Origin of the sequence: Pseudoalteromonas sp. McH1-42 (assembly GCF_022347845.1) — a bacterium.
Lineage (GTDB): Bacteria > Pseudomonadota > Gammaproteobacteria > Enterobacterales > Alteromonadaceae > Pseudoalteromonas > Pseudoalteromonas rubra_D.
On the sequence record NZ_JAKRFU010000012.1, the window covers coordinates 122,586 to 140,913 of the forward strand.

19 protein-coding genes and 1 pseudogene are annotated in these 18,328 nt (G+C 44.2%); 15 read left to right on the top strand and 5 right to left on the bottom strand.

Annotation, left to right across the window (positions count from 1 at the left end; all coding sequences use genetic code 11):
- Window positions 1-5: 5 nt before the first annotated feature.
- The 3 genes from MHN31_RS12185 to MHN31_RS12195 are packed head-to-tail and all read right to left on the bottom strand — an operon-like array spanning window position 6 to window position 4,355.
- Window positions 6-2,393: an FtsX-like permease family protein gene (locus MHN31_RS12185; RefSeq protein WP_239444375.1), complete on the bottom strand. Its 2,388-nt coding sequence runs from the start codon at window positions 2,391-2,393 to the stop codon at window positions 6-8.
- Window positions 2,390-3,097: an ABC transporter ATP-binding protein gene (locus MHN31_RS12190; protein ID WP_194868249.1), complete on the bottom strand. Its 708-nt coding sequence runs from the start codon at window positions 3,095-3,097 to the stop codon at window positions 2,390-2,392. Before MHN31_RS12190 ends, MHN31_RS12185 begins: the two co-directional genes overlap by 4 nt.
- Window positions 3,098-3,107: 10 nt before the next feature.
- Window positions 3,108-4,355, bottom strand: coding sequence for an HlyD family efflux transporter periplasmic adaptor subunit (locus tag MHN31_RS12195; RefSeq protein WP_239444376.1), 1,248 nt, complete (start codon window positions 4,353-4,355; stop codon window positions 3,108-3,110).
- 382 nt (window positions 4,356-4,737) lie between these two features.
- Between MHN31_RS12195 and MHN31_RS12200 the strand changes: the two genes are divergently transcribed.
- From MHN31_RS12200 to MHN31_RS12220, 5 genes are all read left to right on the top strand, one after another.
- A complete protein-coding gene (locus tag MHN31_RS12200) occupies window positions 4,738-5,298 on the top strand; it encodes a hypothetical protein (protein WP_194868252.1) in 561 nt (186 codons plus the stop codon).
- A gap of 103 nt (window positions 5,299-5,401) precedes the next feature.
- Window positions 5,402-5,890: a GNAT family N-acetyltransferase gene (locus tag MHN31_RS12205; RefSeq protein WP_125561726.1), complete on the top strand. Its 489-nt coding sequence runs from the start codon at window positions 5,402-5,404 to the stop codon at window positions 5,888-5,890.
- 78 nt (window positions 5,891-5,968) lie between these two features.
- Entirely contained in the window at window positions 5,969-6,379 is a 411-nt protein-coding gene (locus tag MHN31_RS12210; protein ID WP_239444377.1) for a hypothetical protein, read from the top strand.
- A gap of 443 nt (window positions 6,380-6,822) precedes the next feature.
- Window positions 6,823-7,578: a type 1 glutamine amidotransferase domain-containing protein gene (locus tag MHN31_RS12215; protein WP_239444378.1), complete on the top strand. Its 756-nt coding sequence runs from the start codon at window positions 6,823-6,825 to the stop codon at window positions 7,576-7,578.
- Window positions 7,579-7,667: 89 nt separating this feature from the next.
- The gene (locus MHN31_RS12220) at window positions 7,668-8,048 is read left to right on the top strand and encodes a hypothetical protein (protein WP_239444379.1); all 381 of its coding nucleotides are present in this window, start codon (window positions 7,668-7,670) and stop codon (window positions 8,046-8,048) included.
- Between the two features lie 275 nt (window positions 8,049-8,323).
- On the opposite strand, the pseudogene MHN31_RS12225 reads toward MHN31_RS12220, so the two are convergent.
- A pseudogene (locus MHN31_RS12225) lies at window positions 8,324-8,572 on the bottom strand (IS4 family transposase); the annotation flags it as partial.
- Window positions 8,573-8,858: 286 nt separating this feature from the next.
- Between MHN31_RS12225 and MHN31_RS12230 the strand changes: the two are divergent.
- The 10 genes from MHN31_RS12230 to MHN31_RS12275 all read left to right on the top strand — a co-directional run bounded on the left by MHN31_RS12230 (window position 8,859) and on the right by MHN31_RS12275 (window position 15,775).
- Window positions 8,859-9,233, top strand: coding sequence for a hypothetical protein (locus MHN31_RS12230; protein WP_138537775.1), 375 nt, complete (start codon window positions 8,859-8,861; stop codon window positions 9,231-9,233).
- Window positions 9,234-9,345: 112 nt separating this feature from the next.
- Entirely contained in the window at window positions 9,346-9,876 is a 531-nt protein-coding gene (locus tag MHN31_RS12235; protein WP_138537776.1) for a hypothetical protein, read from the top strand.
- Between the two features lie 186 nt (window positions 9,877-10,062).
- A complete protein-coding gene (locus MHN31_RS12240) occupies window positions 10,063-10,518 on the top strand; it encodes a GNAT family N-acetyltransferase (RefSeq protein WP_125561720.1) in 456 nt (151 codons plus the stop codon).
- 263 nt (window positions 10,519-10,781) lie between these two features.
- Window positions 10,782-11,399, top strand: a complete 618-nt coding sequence (locus MHN31_RS12245) for a LysE family translocator (protein ID WP_239444380.1) — start codon at window positions 10,782-10,784, stop codon at window positions 11,397-11,399.
- 132 nt (window positions 11,400-11,531) lie between these two features.
- On the top strand, window positions 11,532-11,891 hold the full coding sequence (locus MHN31_RS12250; protein WP_239444381.1) for a hypothetical protein: 360 nt from the start codon (window positions 11,532-11,534) through the stop codon (window positions 11,889-11,891).
- A 219-nt stretch (window positions 11,892-12,110) separates the two neighbouring features.
- A complete protein-coding gene (locus MHN31_RS12255) occupies window positions 12,111-12,428 on the top strand; it encodes an antibiotic biosynthesis monooxygenase (RefSeq protein ID WP_125561714.1) in 318 nt (105 codons plus the stop codon).
- A 770-nt stretch (window positions 12,429-13,198) separates the two neighbouring features.
- Window positions 13,199-13,693, top strand: a complete 495-nt coding sequence (locus MHN31_RS12260; RefSeq protein WP_239444382.1) for an ATP-binding protein — start codon at window positions 13,199-13,201, stop codon at window positions 13,691-13,693.
- A gap of 61 nt (window positions 13,694-13,754) precedes the next feature.
- Window positions 13,755-14,264, top strand: coding sequence for a type II secretion system protein GspG (locus MHN31_RS12265; protein ID WP_239444383.1), 510 nt, complete (start codon window positions 13,755-13,757; stop codon window positions 14,262-14,264).
- Between the two features lie 353 nt (window positions 14,265-14,617).
- Window positions 14,618-14,944 carry a DUF5992 family protein gene (locus MHN31_RS12270; RefSeq protein ID WP_125561706.1) on the top strand — a complete coding sequence of 109 codons (327 nt, stop codon included), beginning with the start codon at window positions 14,618-14,620 and terminating at the stop codon, window positions 14,942-14,944.
- A 519-nt stretch (window positions 14,945-15,463) separates the two neighbouring features.
- Window positions 15,464-15,775: a hypothetical protein gene (locus tag MHN31_RS12275; protein WP_125561704.1), complete on the top strand. Its 312-nt coding sequence runs from the start codon at window positions 15,464-15,466 to the stop codon at window positions 15,773-15,775.
- A 92-nt stretch (window positions 15,776-15,867) separates the two neighbouring features.
- Here MHN31_RS12275 and MHN31_RS12280 read toward each other — a convergent pair whose 3' ends face one another.
- The gene (locus tag MHN31_RS12280; protein ID WP_239444384.1) at window positions 15,868-18,270 is read right to left on the bottom strand and encodes a hypothetical protein; all 2,403 of its coding nucleotides are present in this window, start codon (window positions 18,268-18,270) and stop codon (window positions 15,868-15,870) included.
- Window positions 18,271-18,328 lie beyond the last annotated feature (58 nt).

Below are 18,328 nucleotides of genomic sequence, written 5' to 3' on the forward strand. Positions count from 1 at the left end.
ATTTGTTATTCATTTCTCAATGCCCGGATAGGGTCCTGACGGATCACCTTTTGTACTGGCAGATAACTGGCAACTAGTGCGACCAGTAGCATCACCGGAATGCTGCTGATGATGGCCAGCCAGTTCACATCGACTGGTCCGTCGCCGATACGAGACCACACCAGATAACCCAGGCTTGCAAATAGCAGGCTGACTGCCAGGCCGGTAAAAATTGGCACAAAACTCTGTTTTATGATCATAGCGGCCAGTTTATGTGTGTGTGCCCCCAGAGACAAATGAATGCCCAACTCGTAACGACGCATTTGCACGCTATAGGTAAGTACACCGTAAATGCCTGCGCCAGCCAAGCTAAGCGTCAGTGCTAATAACGCCACGGTCAGCATGGCCTGAAGCCAGGTTTGTCTGAGTCGCTGACTGAGCATATCATCCACTTTCCTGAAAACCGAGAAGTTTAAGGTCGGATGAATATCTCTCAGTACCTCACCAAATTGCACTTTTGATAAAGGCCCGCTGGCTTTGATAATAAACGCACTGCTGCCTTCGGTGAGCGGTACATAGTAGCGCTCCAATTCATACCCTAGCGGGCCGGTGGGTACGTAAACGTCGCCTACGACACCGACAACTTGTCTTGGAGTTTCCTGGTCGATGTATAGCGTTTGCCCAAGCGGGTTATTTGTGTCATATAGGCGTTTGGCCAGTGACTCCGAGATGATAATTTCGTTGTTATCCTCTCCAGAGGCTGCAATAGGGGTAAAGCTGCGCCCTTGCCTGACAGGCAAAGATAAAGTAGCGAAAGCATCCTGATCTAAAAATGCCAAACTGGTTATGCCCAATAGCGCAATTTGTTCGTCATATAGGTAGTTTTTCCAGCTCATGGCTAATGGAGAGGCTGCACTGGCTGCCACAGAATCGACATTTGCTTGTGCACTCAGGGTACTTTTCACCTGTCGGGTTAGTTCAAATGGGTCAATCTCAGTGGCACTGCTATCAACACGCACATAGTAGAGGTGTTCAGTATTGAACCCGGTTGGGTGGGTCATTTTATGATAGGCGGGTAGGAGCTTATTGGCCGCCAGAAACAGCAATAAACTGGCAAACATCACTTGTAGTGCCACCAGGATATGACGAGTGCGGGTAGAGATTTGCGCACCTGTGCCTTTGCCGCTGGCATGCAGGGCGCCTGTCAGGGCATGGTAGTTAACTTGACTGCTGGTGATGGCGGCAATGAGCAGAGTGATAAGCAGCGCCAGGGTAATTGCAACTACAATAGTGGGCGCATCGAGCGACAATGCCTGCATACGAGTGAATAGATAGCTCAAGTCGTCGGCCAACAGGACATTCAGCCACTGCGCGCCCAGTAAGCCGAGCACGGTTGCGGCGCCAATCAATAAAGCACCTTCACAAAACATACTGATGAAAATATGGCGTGGCTTAGCTCCTAGTGCAGCCTGAATTGCAATAGTACGTTGCTTTTGTGCGCCTCGTGATAAAAACAGGTTGGTGACATTGGTCAGCGCAATCAAAACCAGCACTGCCGCGGAAAACAATAAACTCAATGCCAGGTTATCGCTCTCGGCGATGATTCTGGTGCGCAATGGGGTGAAGCGTGCCCCGATGGCGGTATCGGGGGCAACGTTCTCCTGAGATTGATACAGGGTATTGATCTGCTCACCCAGTGAGTGATTGGCTTGCGCTGTGTTCACACCCGGCTTAAAGCGAGCGATCCCATTAAACTGGCTGCTGATGCTGTTCCAGTTATTAGTGGTGCTAAGTGCTTCTGGGAAGCTGCTGAATCCAGTGATCTCAGAGCTGCGAAAAATCTCTGGTACTTCAAAGTTCTCGGCAACGACTCCCACAATTTGATAAGCCACCCGGTTCAGCTGGGTAAAGGTGCCAATTACGGCGGGATCTGCATTGAAGTCTTCCAGCCAGGCCTGATAACTGAGTACCAGCACTTTTTGTTCATCGCTGATCCCTTCATTGCTGTTCAATGCGCGGCCCAAATGCATGGGCACGCCGAGTAACGAGAAAAATTCAGGGGAAACACGCAGCACATCCACTGTGGGTCGTCCGTCGACATCCATCAGACGAGGTGAGGTGTGATGCAGCATGGCCATTTCATCAATAAACTGTTGATCCTGGTAGAGCAGCACTTGAGTTGGCAACATCTGAAAGCCGTATTGTGTCTCGCCGTTGATGGTTTCGCTCTGATCGGTAACCCATAAGGTATCGGCATTGGGGTAGGGTAAGGGCTTGGTCAGCAACCGGTGGTTGATGTTGATCACTACACACAGCGCCGCCAGGGTCAGCGCTAGTGTAAAAATCACGGTGAAGCTAAAGCCGGGCAGCTTTTTCAGGTTAGACGCTGCCAGTTTAAGTTCTTCTTTGATCATCCTGCCATCTCCAGCTTCACCTCATCTACCATAACGCCATCAAGTAGGAACAGTTTGCGACTGGCCATATCGGCATACCTCAGGTCGTGTGTGACCATGCACATGGTGGTGCCTTGTGCGTTTAAGTCGTGCAGCATCTGCATGACAGCATCACCGTTTTTGGAATCCAGGTTACCGGTGGGCTCATCAATCAGCAGAATATCTGGCTGATTGACCAACGCCCGTGCGATGGCAATGCGCTGCTGCTGACCACCCGACAGTTGATTGGGCTGATGGTTTATCCTATGTGTCATTTGCACCAGCTCCAGACAATGCATCACTCGCTCTTTGAGCTGAGTGCCATTCAGAGGATGCGCACTGTACTTAACTGGCAGCGCCAGGTTGTCGAATACATTCAGTTCATCTATCAGATTGAACGACTGAAAGACGAAGCCAATGTGCTTGTTTCTTAATGTTGCGCGTTGATTGACACTGAGTTGGCTGGCGTCGTTTCCGGCGATCTGATAACTGCCGCCAGTAGGCGTGTCTAACAGGCCCAGAATATTGAGTAGGGTAGATTTGCCGCAACCGGATGGGCCAGAGATAGAAACATATTCACCCTCGTTGATACTCAGGTTCACGCCACGTAAGGCTTGTGTTTCCATACCACTGAGCAGGAAGTGTTTTGTGATATCTGTGAGTTTAATAACGCATTTGTTGTTCATTGTTGTTTCCTTATTTACTCAGGTACACGACCGGCTCATCCTGATAGGATGCCATATCCGACAGAATAAAGCGCTGCTCTGGTTGTGCGCCGGATAGCAGCTGAATATGCTGTGCGGTTTGGGCGCCATAGTGTACCTTAATGGCGTGTGCTTGATGGGTATTCGCGTCGATACGGTATAACCTGGCGTGGCTAAAGGCTTTGGCACCGACAGGCTTGTCGATAAACAGCGCGTCGTTGAGTGTGTTGATATGTATAGTGCCTTCAATATTGAGTTCGGGCCGGGCGCTGTCGGGTAAAGTTTTGGGCAGTGCTACTTCAACCTCAATATTGCCATTTTGCACCACAGGGTTTATACGCGAGACAGTGCCTGTGATTAGATCTGAGCGGGTGTTCACCTGAACCGATTGCGTCAGTGCTACTTGCTCCGCATATGCCTGTGGAATTTGCAATCGGGCATATAAATCGCGGGTGCTGCCAACCAACGCCAGTTGCGCGCCCATGGGCACACTTTGCCCCAGTTCGACATATACCTGCTGCACCACACCTGTGATCCCCGCCCGCACAGTGAGGCGGTCAACTCTGTGCTGGATCAGCTGATAAGCCTCTTCGGCGGCTTCGATATCTGAGTTGGCCAGCTGTAAGTTAGCTGTATGCAAGGTTGCAAGTTGACTGATACGACGTTGTTCAATGTCAATCCTGCGGGTTAACTGGCGATGTTCCAGAACTGTACGCTGATAATCCAGTTTGGATACTGCACCATCCTCAACCAGACCTGCCTGAGCAGACACCTCTAACTCAGCACGTTCTAAGTCAGATTTTAAGATCTCCAGGTCTGCCTGATGCGACAGCATTTCACGCTGCTGATTAATGTTTGATTGCAAATATTGATCTTTTGCCTGTTGCAGCGTGCGTTTTGCATCTTTTAGTGCCTGAGTCAGGTTGGCATCCTTAAGTCGCATGATCACACTGTCGGGCGTAACCTCAATACCCGGGCGCAGTACGATTTCCTCTATCGTGGCTTCACTGGCTGCACTGATCAAACGCGGCGTGCGCGATTTAAGCTGACCAAACCCGGCCACTGAAATGACTAAATCTCCCTGTCTGACCTCACCAATCCAGGCATCCTCTGTCGGCAAGGATGCCTGCGCGCTGGGCTGGGCGAGCAGCCAGCCCGCCACGACAACGAACAAGGTAATCCCGCCTAGCCACAGCCAATTCACTTGGGTGTTCTTTTTTTGTTCGACTTGTATGTCCATACTCAATCCTCTAAGGGTACTTGATAGTAGACATTACAAGTCACATGCCATTTTTTAAGTGTTTGTATTTGTTGGTTTTGGCTGTTTTTTGAGTATGTGTACTCGGCTTTATTTGTGGAAGTGAAATTGTGATTTTTGGAAATGGGAGGACGATCTAAGTTGAGTTTGTCAGGTTCCTGTAGCTCGCGCTAAGGTGAATGAATTGCTAAGAGTACGTCCCTCGTCAGGCTTGCAGGCTGATGCTCTGGGTGGTAGGTTGTACCCATTATGGTTAAGTTTTTTTAATGAAGAGCTAGAAGGCCATTAGGAACAGGCTTAAGCTGGCATTCTCGCTATATTTTATATTAAAGTTCGGTGCATATAAGGAAGTGGTACACAGGCAATGAGGTACTTTAAAACCCCAGAATTTCTTTTCGAAGTATTTGGTGAAAAACAATCACTTTTAGAGGTTTGTTGTACGATTGTATTTGCCTTGTTCGGAAGTTGGATTGTTTATTCAGTTGCAGATACAAGCTTAGATAATTGGAAATCAATCATAGCTTTTCTATTAATCTTTGATGTATTGGCGGGCTGCATTGCTAATTTTAGCTATGGCACGAATGAATTTTATTCTCGGCGGCCCAAAAGTCGCCTTATTTTTATCGCCATTCACGTTCATATTTTAGCTATTGCATGGTTGCTTTCTGAACCCATGGGTAGTGCAATCATGATTTGGGGCTACACTATCGTGTCAGCATTGATAGTCAATGCGCTAAAGGGGAAGTCAATTCAGTCTTTTGTTGCCGCTAATTTTATGTGCTATGGCATCTTTTTATTGATTTACTTGTCACTGCCACTTTGGTTTTTGATGGTGAGTATTTTTTTCATGGTAAAGGTACTGTTTAGCTTTGCTGTTGACCACTTTGGAAAGCACGCGAATTGCTCAGTACAAAGAGAAATATAACCAGCGCATTAAGTAGTGGGGCTGCTAACGCTTGGCTTAGTTCCACTTCATTGCACAAGTATAGCCAAGTAGTATCATCCTTTGACGCTGTCATACAAAACACATGAAAATTAAAAAAATCGAAGAAAAAAACTGGGTAGGCATCTTAGAAATTCAAGATAGTGCCTATCATGAAGTTGGCCTAGAAGAATTAGAGGTACTCAAATCTAAGCAATTCGCATCACCGGACACTTGCTTTGTCTGCGTGTCAGATCGAGATGATGTTTTAGGCTATTTGTTGGCACATCCTTGGATCGGCAATGAGCCTCCCAAGCTGTTTGAGCCTTTGCCAGACCTTGTAAATAGCGACTCCTTATTTCTCCATGATATGGCAGTTGGTCCACACTTCAAGGGCCAAGGAATAGGCCGTTCAATGATGGAATTGCTAATAAAAGTGTGTGTAAGTAAAGGGGTTAAGCGAATCACTCTTGTTGCTGTTCAAGGCGCTGGTCGCTTTTGGTCATTACTGGGCTTCGAAGAAATCTCAGGAGCAAATCTATATCCAGGTTATGGAAAAAATGCAGTCTTAATGGAGAAGGTTTTAGCAGCATAGTAAGGTGCTGCATCTAATCGACTACACCCTGGCGGCGGCCGAGCAAGGCGTCAGGTTTATTTAAAAAGGGAGCTTATTTTGAAATATACAATAGTAGCGTTTCTGTTATCTGTGTCTGTTGATGTTACTGCTCAACCAATTTCAGATTTTGAACTTTCGAAAAAACTGGTTGGGTCATGGTCAATTTCAAAAACAGATAAGTATTATGGGCAAGAAGGTCATATCAGTACTTATAGAAGTGATGGCACTATAGAGCATATTCAATACACTTCCGGTAAATGCAATTCGATAGACTCAATTACTCTCGGCAGTTGGTTGATTAAAGATGGACAACTCACGATCACGGTAACAGAAAGCCAAGGTCAAAACCCTTTGCCTACAGGCATAATAGTTACAGACAAAATAGTCACTATCGATGATAAATCATTTGTGTTTATTTCAAGTGCAGGGCGAAAAGTACGCAGAATTCGCAGTAATACGTGTTTATGAACAGTAATCTAATCAGATTATAAACGCGGGCAGGAAACCATTGTTTTGTTCGCGCTTATATTTTAAGCCAGCTACAGCAACGCGTGGAGTTTCTTAAATAATTGAGTTCGCTCAAGCTGGTGTATCAAACGCACGTATTCGTGTATAGCACCGTGTAATCGTTTCCCTGGCATAAAATAATCATTTCGTCGTCCGACCTCTTTGCCGAATCTGACTGTGGGCAGTCATCTAATATGTCAGAATTCATGATCCCAGACAAGAGATAGCAGGATAGCATTAAGCGTGCGAGAACCTGTGCAAAGAACACTTGAGGGGGAGGTAAGTGTTGTGCAAAAGTTTCTATTATCGGGAATTTATTGCTGGGTATTCATGGTGAAATGTAATAAGATATAAAAATCAACAAGTTATGTGTCTTTGTGGCACAGGTTTAATTAAGGGAAATTATGAAGCTTTTTAGTTTATTTTTTAGTGCACTTTGTCTGTTGCTATCAAGTGTTTTGTACGCTGAGCCAGCTAAAAAAGTATTGATTATTGTATCAAATATGGAAAACATGGGAGATCCAGAAAAACATGATGCAAGAAACAACCTATGGGAAGTGGCACCGCCATATCATGTGTTTGTTAGTCATGGCTTTGACGTGGACTTTGTATCACCTCAAGGTGGGAAAGTTCCTTTTATGATGGACCCTCTCGGAATCAGCAGTTATACAATAAAATACGAGAACTTTTTAGGTAAAGCTAACAGTTCACTTAAACCAGAAGACGTTAATCCTGATGACTACTGGGGCGTATATATAGGTGGAGGGTACGGCCCTGTTTTTGATGTGGCGAGCAATAAAGAAATACAGTCAATCATTGCCAGAATCTATGAGTCGGGCGGTGTTGTAGGCACGGGTGGTCATGGGGCAGCAGGTATTGCTAACGTGAAATTGGCTTCCGGGCAATTTCTCGTTAAGGGTAAAAAAGTCGCAGGTTTCCCTAACTCCACAGAAAAATCGAAAAAGTGGGCGAAACAAGGGACGCTATTACCCTTTTTGATTGAAAGCCAGCTTAATAAGAACGGGGCATTTGCGCAAAATAAGGAAACATTAAAAAATAAACATGATGTTGTCATTGACCAACGTGTGGTTACAACTATGTTTTTACCATCTGCTGCTCTGGTTGCAAAGGAAATGATTATTACTAATAGTGGTACTTAACAAACGTTATGGCGTCAATAGCTAAATGTCAGTATTTGGCGCCTTCTGAAGATTCCTCAGAGTATGGTTTTTGGTGAGCAGGAGAATTGATGCCAGCATTTATAAAGTTTCTTTGGTTAATAGGCTTGAGCAGTTTAGTATATGGATTCTCTGTATTTGAGTATGCTGACAGTATTGGGGAGCTTACTGAATTTGAAAAACTTCAGGGAGAAATACGTTCTGTAGAATGTAAAGAGGGCTCACGTTCGTTTATGCAGAAAAAGCTAACATTTTTTACAGATAAATCAGGGCTTGAGATGAAATTTAGTAAAGAAGGAGAGTGTTCACAGCTTGTGGCATTTTATGAAAATGCACGCTCTTTTGAGGCAGTACAGAGAAATACCTTGTTAAAGCTTCACGTCTTTTCTCTGAAAGTTGATGGCATCGAACAATATGATTTTGCTGAGCAAAAAAGTGACTACAATTTATAATATATTTTCACTGTTCATTACTCCGTTGATTGTTGCTATTTGCGCGACTGTTAATTGGAGCCGAGGCCGAAGGCGTCAATAGTTTACCTAACAAAATTGTAAACGCGGACAAAAAGTAGTTGCCTTTGTTTGTGCCCATAAATTACTTATCAGCTATTTTTAGCTAGATACTGCGGCGCTTGTGGACCCCTCATAAAAGAGGGCTCTCAAGCTGCGATGTGAAGCAAACCTCTTCACTTATAGTCTTGCGTGACTGTTTCCACGCCATTTCGTCAAATAACCTTTTTGCCAAGTCTGACAGTCGACAAAACGGCACAATCTCTGATTGTATTTGCCAGGAACTTTCGTTGCCTATTTGAGTGCGAGCATACAGGCCAAACCACCAGAGGATAATTGTCGCAAGTAAATAGAGCAATAACAGTGTATCGAGCCGGTAGGGTACATCGGCTTTTACTATGTCTGAGGCACATACCGTATTGAGGGCTTTTCAGATCTCGAAAGTTTTCTTCGATTTACATACGCTCGCGAACAGTGATTTTGCTACGCATCCGTCTGAGCCATGACCAACCTTTTTATCAACCTGTCGAAACCCGGCATTTCGGTTGCCAGCATTAATACCAAGATGCCGGGCATGAATTTGGGGCAGTTTTTTCTAAGCATATCGTATAGGATGGAGAGAATACACAGGGTGTTGTTATCTCGTTAGCTTTAGCGAAATAAGTTAAATCAAACAATACCTTGTGTCTCCATCGCATTGATTTTAAATATGAATATCTGGGGATTCCTCAGATACGGGCGTTAGGAATACCTTTGAATCGGAAAAATAACTTTATAAGACAACTACTTTTGATGGTTTTAATACTTCCTTCAGCAGTCGGCTGGGGCGTGTTATCTTTGATTAGTTTGTCTGTCAGTGCATTCATGATGTTTGAAAGTTTATTTTATTTTGGTCTGTTCACTTTTTCTTTACTGGGGTTGACGTGTATTTTTTTTGGTGTGAAATCGATATATGACTTTCCAAATGTGACAAGATTAACTTGCTTGTTTTTAGCTTTAAGCCTGATAATTTTAACGGCCTTTGGTGTTACCGGAACTTCGCAACCGCTGTTCTGTTTATCATTTATTTCAATTGTGTTTGCTGGGGTGTTATTGCTCTGGCAACGAAGAATCATTACACAGGCCTAAATAACGTTTCAGCCAAGGACGAAAAACAGCAGGCTTGCACTCCTTATTTCGCTAATTTTAGTCTGTTATTTTGCGACGCTTTAGCGAAGTGTCATATGCTCAAGGGGAACCAATGAAATATTGCCACGTAAAATTTAATGCACAGGGTGATGAGTCACTGGCACGGCTTACAAGTTTCTTTGAGTTACTGAAAAAAGAGAAAGATTCTTCGAAAGGGCCAGACGAAATGAAACTGAGCGAGTTTCTTTCGGAAAGTGAAAAGCGCCATTTCTGGGACCCATCGAACGAAGAGCTGAAAGAATGGCAAAACTTTTGGGCAGAGACCGCCGTTGAGGTTCGCCTATCTCCTGAAATGCCATTGCCACCATGGGATTTAGAGTCAATGTATGAAGCTTTCTGGAATGGAGATTACGATCTTATTTCCATCACGAAAGAGAATGGGTGCCACCATCTGAACTTTCATCCTCATGACTACCCTTATGGTGGTACTGAATCAATGGTTGTACTAGTTAGTTGTTTTGGCCATTCAGTTTTGGGCATAGAGGATGGCACTGGTTTTTCTGAATACGTAGATAAGAAAATAAAATGGGCCCCAGGGATGAAATATCCATATGTACCACCAAATGAAGAAAACAAAAAATAAGTGCCTGTTAAAAAGTACCTCGTGCATAACTAAGAGCATGTGGAACAAGCCATAAAACTGTATTGGTGTAGTAGAACAAATATCAAACGCATTAATCAAGGATGTAAATCAGCGGGATTGAGCTTCTTTGTCGCTAAATTTATCCTAGCATTCATGTATTCAGACGTGAGCCGTAAGGAGTAAAATTTGACCATAAGGATGTATTCAGAGGTCGACTTTCAGTCAATAGAAAAAATATATAACCTCTCTAAATTAGACGAATTGTCGCAGGAAGATACACTGTTTACTTTACTTCCATTGTCAGAAGACAAGGAACGAAGCAAACTGTTATTTGAATCCCAAATATTCGTTTACGAACTTGAGTCTATAGTCGCTTTTTGCGCAATCTTTGAGTCAGAAATAAGGGCGTTATTTGTACACCCTAACTATCGAGGGCACGGAATTGGCAAAGATCTACTAGAGCATTTACTGTCTCTTACCTCGCGAAGTGCGAGTTTGTATGTTGCGGCTTCGAATTCTTTCGCAAAGGAAATGTATAAAAAGTCTGGTTTTGTGATCACAGAAACATTTGAAACCACTTACAATTCTGTAAAAGTAACGGTAAATAAAATGGTCAAAAATGAAGGTGAGCAAGGCGCTTAACAGGTTCCTCGTGGCCACTGAGGTAAGATTTTAGAGGTTGAGATAAAAGGCGTGCTCTAGCATCAATTAAAGGTGTAAAGAACTATATGGGTTGGCGTATTGGTGCTGGGAATGAAAGAGCGAGAAAGCGCTACTATGAATACATAAAAAGATAATTATAAAGCCTTAAAGTTAGAGTTATAGTAATTGACTCTGCTTTACTTCAAAGCCTGACCAATTATGGCTCACCGCTCTAAAGAACGTTATATTTATGGGGATAATTTATGGAGTTTTGGAGTTTACTATTCTTTGCGTTGGCGTGTTTTGCGCTCAATATGACCCCAGGTCCAAATAACCTATTGTCTATGAACAATGCGCGTTGTTACGGTTTTAAATCCGCTTTTATTGCTGGTCTGGGTCGAATTGTGGCATTCACAGTCATGATTGCTTTGGCTGCTTCAGGTTTAGCGGTTGTGCTCTTTGCATCTGAGACGCTGTTTTTGACCATTAAAGTTGCCGGTGCTGCATACTTGTTGTGGATTGCCTTTAATCTCTGGCGCTCGGAAGCAAGTCCAGTCTCCGAACCAGAAAGTACTCGCAACCGACTTGGTTTAGCGAAGCAGGAGTTTTTATTAGCTGCAGGAAATCCAAAGGCGATCTTAATTTTTACTGCCTTTCTACCTCAGTTCGTTGATGTTACAGCCAATGTAAATGAACAGTTCTTCGTTTTGGGGGCCTCTTTCCTCATTTTAGAATTAGTGGCAATATCAATTTATGCCCTATTCGGAGTATATCTAAGGCAGTGGTTCACGAAGCCGAAAATAGCAAAGCGCTTTAATAGAGGCTGCGCAACCTTTTTAGCTATATCTGGAGCAAATTTATTGCTAAGTCGTCAGCAATAAAACTAGCAATCTGATTTAGGGGAAGGCGCAACGCGTGGCATAAGCTTGTAACCCCTCATAAACTGCAGCAGCTATTGAGTATCATATCTAGCATGGAAATGGTGTGGATTTTTATAAAAGGACAGAGAGTAAATGTTTAAAACAATAATCAGCATAGTGCTCGCGGTAATTTTATTGGGCTGTGACTTTGAAGTCCCCGGTGCCGACGAGAAGTTTGGTAAGCAGAACTTTGTATCAGCTGTATCAATCATAGAATTACATAAACTCAGAAATGGTCACTATCCCGGTAGCCTTAGTGAGTTGGAGTTTTTGGGGGACTGGGATGGTATATGGTTGTCTGCCGTACGGTACGAAAGAAATGGCGAAGGGTATAATTTATACCTGGAGCGAGGTTGGGCAGGAAAACCAACATTAGCGTTTCCTGTAAAGTTTAAGGCTGGTTTAGGTATCAAAGAAACAAACGTACAATGGCTTCATCAAGACGGCAAATAGAAATGCATATGTTCTCAGACATAAAAGCTGGCTCGTGTATTGCTGTTACCAGGTTGGTTTTGCATAAGGGAAATTGGTTCAAAAAAGACGTGTTTGTTCACCATGCCGATTTTAAATAGAAAATTCCAGGCGTTTTCGTACGCAGGACTCACAATAACTAGCTTGCTTGTCGCAACATGTGTGTAGAAAAGCGAAATAACATATACCTAAGGAATTCAGATGTCACTGTTAGCTAATACTCCGGAGCCACCCTACTATGCTGTTATTTTTACCTCGAGTCGAACAGAAGAGGATAATGGTTATAGTGAAATTGCAAGTAGAATGGTCGAGTTAGCTGAACAGCAACCCGGATATTTAGGCATTGAATCAGCTAGAGAGGAGCTAGGTATTACAGTGTCCTATTGGACAGATTTGGAGTCCATCAAACTCTGGAAAGCGAATGCAGAGCACATGGAAGCGCAAAAATCAGGCCGTAAGCTTTGGTACAAGTCATTTAAGGTGCGTATTGCAAAAGTAGAGCGGGATTACGGTATATAACAGAGCAACCAGGCTCAGATCCGTTTTGCCACATAAGGTTAACCTTGGGGCATCAGGCACCTTATCGTGTTGTAAATTCCTTATTAATCAAACGAGGGGGCAATGAGTAAATTAGTGTTTATTTTATGACTACTATTTTTTGCTGCTTATCACCGTTTTACGCGGAAGGGAGGGAACTGTGACATATGGCGGTGCTGGGGTCATCTACCCTCTGATGGTACTACTCTTTTTGGTTTTACCCGTAATATTTATCTGGATGTATCGTGGCACGGGTAACCGTAGTTCGAGGTTATGGATAGGCTATAGTCAATTAGCAGCGTTGCTTATTGCTTTTACTTTTCTTTTTTCTGACACAGGCTTGCTACAAAATATTGGGTTTATCATAGCACTTTGCATGCTGGCCAGTTTACTAATTACGCCTTTGCTGTTTAAAAATAAGGCGTGAAGTGACATTTGTTATATTCTAAAAATAGCTGAGTTACCTGTTGTTTGAGCTGTGTTTAGCCAGCTATTTAATATCTTTACTGTTTATCTTTTGGCTATAAATACAAAGTAGTGATGAGTCACCAAGTGTATTATTGAACTTAGATGTGGGCTATATCACTATTGAACTTGGTGCCCTTAGTCAGGGCTTTGGTTTGTAAGGCCATGAGTGGTTTAATATGTAGAGCTCAAGACGTTGTACTGGCAAAATTAGACTAGATACGTCTGCACCACAATATGGTCAGTATGATGTGCCGTTCACAGGAAATAACAATAGGAATTTAAAAATGGCACGGTTAATTTTGGTTTGCGGGCCTATCGGGGCAGGTAAAACGACTTATTCAATATCTTTATGTAAGGAACTGGGCGCGGTAAAATTCTCGATTGATCCCTGGATGCAGACATTATTTGCGAAAGATATGCAGTCGCTTGATTTTTCCTGGATGATGGAGCGTGTGGGTCGTTGTCACGAGCAAATATGGGAAGTTTGCGAGCAAATTCTATCGTTAGACGGTAGCGTTGTACTTGATTTGGGTTTTACGACTAAAGCTCAGCGTGATCTTTTTGTCGGCAAAGCGAGTGAGTTAGGTATTAGAGCCGAGATCCATTATCTTGACGCACAAAAGGAGACTCGCAGAAAGCGAGTCGCTAAACGGAATATAGAAAAGGACTCGAAGGTGTATTCGTTTGAAGTAACGGACATGATGTTTGACTTCATGGAGCCTAAGTTTGAAGCGCCGGCCGACAGTGAGCTCGAGCATGGCTGCAAGGTGAGCGCGTAAGAAAATGGCAAGGAATATTACGCCGCTTCCGTGACAGAGCGTTTAGTACGTAAGGAACCTTATGAAGTTAAGTCGAACGATTGTTTTGCTTGTACTCTTGCTCTTGGGGGTTGGCACAGCCTGGCCGTGGCTTTGGCAAAGTCAGGGATGTAAGAAAGACTTTGTTCAGCTCAATTTTCGGCATATTGCCGATGCCTTAGAAATGCATAAGTTAAAAACAGGTCGATATCCTAGTAATGAGGAGGGACTTGAACACTTAGCCTCTGCAAAAATAGCTGGATCTGAGCGTGGCTATATTAGGGCAGTGCCAGAAAGCAGGTGGGGTAATGACTATTACTATCTTAATCTTGAAGAGAAGGTGATATTGCTTTGGGAGCTCGGTTCTGACGCCTTGTCAGGCGGTACGGGAAATAGCCAGGATGTATGCTATGTGGTTAAGTTTGCCCCAGGCAACTCGGATTTTGCCTCCAATGTGAAAGACGTTGTTGCAAAGTTACCTAAGAAGATTACCCCGCAATGTGCTGTTATTTACTCTGGTTTTTCGTCAGAATATAGCAAGCAGGGCTTGTAGACACGTGGTTGGTGCAGCCAGTTCCGCCAGAAGCTTTTATCGGTTTGAATATCTTATCTGTCAGTACCTGAACCGTGTTTTGTTTGGGGGTATTCTGAACACTCTTATGTGCTTTTAAGCGCATCATGAAAAAGAGTGATTCCGTGTCGTCAGGCAACCTTGTCAGGGGTAATGAACATGCTTTGTTTAGAGTTGTCGTGTATAATTTGAGCAAGGCTCTGACGGCGGTTTCATTGGGGATTGTTCGACAGCTGAACTTATACCAATTTCACTTTATTAAGCGAATTGGTAGTAAGGTATTTCATACCTTTCGTTTTATTGTGCTAAATTGAAAATTGATCTTGAGATTAAATATGAAAAGTTTATCAATATCTACACTATTGCTCGTTTTTTCGTACAATTTATCTGCCGCAACTGACCTCGTTAAAGACGCAACTATTACTGGTATCTCAAACACAAATGGGAACGAGAATACATTTACGATTTGGCTAGAGGGCGGTACTGGCTTATGTGCTAATAAATCTATTTCTTTTCCTCTGACTGCGGCTGGGTCAAAAGAGAGTCATGATCGAGCCTACTCAGCAGCAATGACGGCATTTGCTACTGGAGATAAAGTAATGGCACATAATTATTACAATACAGATTGCCACAATGCTGCATATATAAAGGTGAGTAAGTAATTTTAACGCGCTTGTGTGCGAGCCTGTCTGGCTTGTACAAAGTGGCAAGTTAAAATTTTGCAGTGCTTTTATTAGCTGATGGGTCAACAGCCTCTTATTTATCAGATCTAATCCAAACCATCTATTCTTAAATTTGCCTGGCTAAAAGCGTATGCTATCGCTTGAAAGTGACTACTGTTTGCTTGGCTTGGCTTGGCTTGGCTTGGTGGGTACAAGGCGTTTACGGGTACTCATTGTATTTTATGAGTTGAGCACTTTACCTATTCCATATAAACCATCCTGAAATGGAAATAGTCGTGTCCAGACCTTTTTCTTTTTCCCTTTTTTAGGTATATTCTCCGTTGTATTTAGAGCCGCTTTGCCGTGATTTTAAGCGTGTCTCCAAGTGCTAATACTATATTAGTTACTTCTTATTTAGTTGCTGTTATTACCGACTATAATGGCGACTTTTTAATTCCACATTTTTCTAATTTTTAACCAATTATTTTGTAGCAATATTATTATTGATAAGGAAATATTATGAAAAGAATTCTGCCACTGTTCTTTCTTGCCCCTTCGCTGTGTTTTGCCGGGAGTTCATTTGAACGTAAAATAGAAGAGATACAAGTTGTCGATGAGGTGGTGAGGCTGAAGATAGGCGTTACCTATGGTGCGTGCGGCGCTATAGATAGCTGGTGGGGCTGGAGTATTAACGATCCCAGTCACAGCGCATGGTATGCGATGGCTTTGTCGGCGCAGGCACGGGATAGACCCGTAACTGTTTATGATAAGCAAAGTGCGTGCGGTGGCCTGCCAACAGCAATTGAGCTTGAAGGGCTTTACCTGAAATAGCGCGTTATTGAAATACATGCAGCTATGCCAATATAACGATATTTGGCTTAATAGCAGCGGGGCCAACTCATTCGGTCGGCCCAGCTTGTTTCTTAAAGCTTAAAGCGCTCCACTAATCTGATGGGTTCACCATCTACATCTAGTATAGCAATTACTTTTAGGACGCCATTTTCAAGTTTGCCTGCTTCATTCAAGCGTGGCTGCCAGCGCTTTTTCTCGTACGGCGCAATGGTGACGTCCTGCTCCCAGAGCGTTGGTTGAGCCTCGGGAGTCTGATAGGGCAGAAACTGAACTGACAATTTGCCATGGGTGTCTCCTGAATATGGACCGGTCAGGGTGATCTCTATATCTGATTTATCCTGAGGTAACTGTGCATTTAAATACACACCGTCAAAGTGTTGATTTGCAAGCGTGATCTGACCCGGCTGGAGTAAGCCTTGCCAGCTCACAGAATAGTCAACTGTGCTGTGATTGGCTGACAGAGGCAGGTTATGTGTACCAGGCAACAGGGAGTAGGATGTCCCGTTTTGCAATGTAATTTCTGCCACTTGTTCGCTCGGATTATGGGCAAAGATAAACGGGGTTTGACCGTCAAACCTTAGTTTTAATTCAATACCACTGAGCGTAAAAAGGGCTGTGTCAGAGAGCTTACCTTGCCAGTCCTGCATCAGAGAGTTTAGGTTTCTACTAATAGTGGGGTGCTTCGTAACGCTCGCTTGTTGAGCTAATTGGTCGCGCAATGTTGCCATGCAGCCCGGCAGTTGAGTCGAAAACTCGACACACGTATTAAAAGCCCGATGCGCCAGATCTGCATTAGCGAAGTACCAGGGATTGGCGGTGTCTTTGCTTAGGTCCGGCACCTTATATGTGTGGCCGAACAGGTAAGGGGTGATCGTGTGGTTCATGTTGCGACCAAGTAAGGCGACCTGTTGAAAATCGATTACACTTAACGTGTCGCCCGCCATTTTAAACAGCACGTTCTGCTGGCTGCTGCCGGATTTAATCTCAATGGCGAGACCTGCAGAGGTGCGCTGTAGATTCAGGCCGAGCTGTGACGTTTGCTTTAAACTTTGCAAAATTGTGGGTGTCAGCGCAATTTCCAGAGAAGTCCCCTTTGAGGTGTTATCGACCGACAGCCGGGTGCCATCTTTAAGTAACACTTTTATCATTTGATCTTGTTCAAACTCTGCTTTGTCAGTTAGTCCGGCGCGTTTGGCTAGGCTGTCTGCCGTGAGCTTGGTAAGTAAGCCGATCCCTATTTCACCCCGTGTGTGTTGTTCGGGTTGCAGAGTCAGCAAAGCTGAAAAAGACTCTTTACTAATTGGGTTTATGGCAGGGTGAGGAGCGGGCGCCGGGTAATCTAACACAGGATGTGTGGCATTGTGTTTTGGGGTGATATCTAAACGTTGCAGCTGTTTTTGGTCATTGCTGCGCAGCCAATAGCCTGCGCCATTTTGCTCCCAGGGCCCCCGTACTATATAAAAGCTGGGGTGTGCTGAGTGGACGAACCTGGCAAAATCCCGCTCCAGTTTTGGCCAGTCTGCAAACGTTTCTTTAAGTAAGGCATTGGCCGTTGGCAATGTGGCCTCTGAGTCCGGGTTCAGAGCCATTAATGAACGCAGGTAGCGCTTAAAGTATTGATAACGGATGGGGTCGCTGAGCAAAAAGTGCACGATAAAGAAGTTAAGGCCCCGCCGCAACTGCGGGTCGTCGTTGATTTGCTCAAAACTAGGCTGTGAATTTTGATGATATTGCGCAAGCCCCAGTGACTGGTAGTTCATCGGTGCGCGGTCAAACACCATGACTCTGAGCTGTTTTTTGTTGCTGTCATAGGTATGGCTGGCGATGGCATCAGCCATGCCTTCCGTGATCCAATTCGGTGCCCAGGTCGAATGGCCGTTCAGTGCCATGTGAAAGGCGTGCATGGTTTCGTGGATGACAATATAGCGCTGGTGGTGCTGGCGGTGGCTGGGGAAACTATATCCGGCACGGTTATAATACATGGTTTCACCGCCCGCCGTTTTGTGTACACCACGTAAAAAGCCGTCATCCAGCATGGCTTCACGCACGCGCTCCCGAGAGCTGCCGTACACCACGGCAATACGCTGATGCTCTATGTTAGCAGGCGCCATACCAAACAGCTCAACATAATGAGGGTAAGACATCTCCAGTAACTCAAGATATAAGCGCACTTTTTCTTCGCTCAAGTCACTTTTCAGCGCAAAGTGTTTGCTGACCCACCAGTTGTAACCTCGACTATTGGTGATCTTGCCATCGCTATAGGTGCGCGGGATTTGTTTGCCGACATACGTGATGTCTATGTGATTTAATGTGCTGGTTCTGCCAGCAACGTCAATATCAACGCGCATCTGGGCCGGGCTCGGTATGGCCTGAGCACGCTGTTGTGATAATTGTGCTCTGGAATCTTGATGGGGTTTTTCTATCGACTGACAGCCACTCAGTAGTGCCAGCGCTATTAAACTCAAACGTAACATTTTGACTTTCTCTTATTAGTGTTTTATGTATATTGTATACAATAATAATCAATAGGAT